At 44.0% G+C, this 3,030-nt stretch carries 1 protein-coding gene; it reads right to left on the bottom strand.

The window, feature by feature from the left end:
- Positions 1 to 3,030, bottom strand: a 3,030-nt coding sequence (locus ACZFYI_RS18155) for a glycosyl hydrolase (RefSeq protein WP_462525539.1), incomplete at both ends; no start/stop codon positions are given.

The raw sequence follows: 3,030 nt of genomic DNA, 5'->3' as shown, positions 1-3,030 counted from the left end.
GCCTCAGTAAATCGTATGGTTACCGGCGAAGAAGTTGCGGTATTTCCATCATTGTCTTTGGCAATGGCTGTTAATTGATGTTCCCCAACACTACCTGACCAACTCACTTTCCAAGGTTCTGCGGTAGCCATACCTATGCTAATTTCTCCTGCAAAAAATTCTACCTGATCGACTTGGCCATCAAGGTCATTTGCCACGGCAACAATATCGATTGGGCGTCCTTCAATAAATTCTTGGTTATTGGAAGGCGAACTGATCGCGACTACAGGAGGAATGTTTGCGTCATTGCTCACAATCACCAACAGCCGGTCTTCATCTTCATATTCTCCATTGCTTACCGTCAATTTAAAACTATAAATCCCCTCAACCAATCCGCCGATCGTGGTATTCTGGGCATTTGGATCGTTTATAGTGGCCACACTTGGTCCATATTCCTGACCCCAAGCATAGGTCAAATCACTTCCTCCCGGATCAGAACCTGAGCCTTGCAAAGTAGTGCTAGCTTCCGGCAATATCACCACAATATTTTGTCCTGCATCTGCAGTAGGCTGACTGTATGGCAACGCTCCTTCATAGGTGAAGGTCATTTTCCCAAAGTTTAATTCACCATTTCCAAAGGAAACACGCAAAATATTTTCACCCTCGATAAATGGAATGCCTACTATTGATTGAGTTTTCCATTTGTCCCAACCTCCTGTCGTGCTAACAACAATGTTATCTGTGATTTTTTTGCCATTTAATTCAAGCCAAAATGGGCCTCCACCGCTTTGGTTTCCGGAGGCGTAGCGGAATTCCATTTTGTGCAATCCTGATTTTTCAACATTGACAGTATATTCCACCCACTCTCCACTTACAATCCATCCTATAGTAGGTCCCTCTCCGGTGATGAATGCTACATCTACACCCTCCTCTTTCCTGAAGTCCCCTTCATTGTTGATAGATACATCCGAATAAGCAATTCCTTGTCCCCTTCCTCCTTCAAAAACATCATAATTTCCTGCTTCAATCACTCCCGGAATAGCCCATGCTGTTCCCAAATAAGGAACCTGATCTCCTACCACTACCGATACGATATTGGATACTCCAAGCTTTTCGCCCTCGAAAATCTTTGCGTAAAAATCATGTACGCCCAACGGCAGCTGAGTGGCTTTAAAGTCATAAGGTGCTCCGGTAAGTTCACCGACCTTTTCTGAACCTCTAAAAAACTCAACTTTTGTGGGAGATCCTGTTTTTATTTCCAAACTAAGATCGACACTGCCATTGACATAGGCACGGTCAAAGCTGACCGAAAGCTCGCTCTCAATATTTACATCATTGTTGGTAACCATGGTTCTGGCCGGAGCCTCAATGCTCTTCCCATCCGAAAAAAGTACCGTAATGGGGCTTTTTTCATAGTTATTGACAACATAGGTCTTTTTCCCATCTTTATTGAATACCGAAGCCGTAGGATAATTTGCGGTGACCGAAACATCCACCCTTCCTATGGCATTCATCGCATGAAGCCAATAGTAGGTTTGGGCATCAGAAACGCCGAATTTCAGGTTTCGGTTAGGGTAACTGTCATATAGGTCAATCGCCTTTTGGGGATCAGTAAATGCCAGATACTCCCACATGATGTCATGCCATAAATTGTCATTTGCTTCATTTCTTAGAATTCCTGTATTGGTTTCGATCTCTTTCCAAAGCTTGGTGGCATACTCGGGATGATGTCCAAGGTATAGCGAGCCTCCATGGATCGGATATAACTCAATTCCATAAGATGCTGCGATATCATTGGTCCAAAACGTCCCGTTATCGTAGGAATTGCCCCAAACCCTTGAAACCAGACTGTACTGCTGTGTAGGTCCAAAATTGCGCTCATGGATATCAAACCAATATTCCTCAATGGCGGTCTGCTCAGTAGTGTAGAGATAAATCCCCAAATCCCTGATTTCTTTATCACCGGTGATGGTTCCCCAATGGATCAAGGAAGAATTGAACTGCATACTCTCAGAAGTGGATTCTTGGTCATTTCCCTGGGGAAAACTCGCAAATCCATTAGCCCAACAATGTCCTGCATAGGGACTGAAATTTCTCAGAAAGGGAAACATTTCATCATTTCTGTCAGGTGAGGCGGCATCCCGAACCAGAAGATTGACCATTTCGCCCCAACCTTCTGCCCAACCCGGCTCAAACTGCTCTAAGAATGCTGCCGCATGGATAAAATACCCCCAATGAAAATGGTGGTCATTCAGGTTGGTGTCCTGTCCATGTCCTGCCGGATAGCCAAGCATGGCTGACCAATCCTTGTTATAGTAAAATAAGAATGCCACCTGCCCCGAATTGGCTGTAAGCCAATCTTCCAATCTTTCTTTGATGGTTGCAATCATCTTGTCCCGGGATTCCATATTTCCCATTTCATGGGCGATTCTTGCAGTCTGAATCAGACGGTTCATCATCTGACCCTCGTTATAGGAATCGGTCCAGGTACTCAGACCGTCATTTTCAAGCTGCTTTACTTTTTGGTCCAACTCAGCAATACTAAATCCCTCACTGTAATTGGCCTGATAAGGAAGTGTGGGTAAAATACCATAGTAAGTATTTTCAACGCTAAAAGAAGTACCCGCCATGGTTTTGATTTCACCCCTGACAGAAGAGTAGCTCAATAGCTCAGGCCTCGGTGAATCGGGAGCAAGATTATCCCACTGATGGGGCAATAATCCTATCAAAGGCAGTATCTCTTCCCCTTCTTTAATTTCTGTTTCGATTGTAAAATCAGTACGGATAATGGAAGTTGATTCGTCATAATTCCAAGAAGCGGTAGTGTTTGAAGGAAATACATAAGCATATTTCTTGTAGGACAGCGCTGATTGGGAAATGTTGGTGGTGGTCAGTGGCAACATGGCCATAGACCAATAATCCTTACCGTTCAGTGTGGATGAAAAAACTTTGCCGCTTTGTGTCCATGTACTTCCTGAAGGAGCATAAAAAACAAAATCCGCTCCATTCCTGGCATTTTCAATCATCAACATTTCACCTGAAACTGTCGCA

It is taken from the genome of Aquiflexum sp. (genome assembly GCF_977115555.1).
The sequence above is the reverse complement of the archived record's forward strand: the minus strand, read 5'-3'. Positions and strand labels throughout refer to the sequence as shown.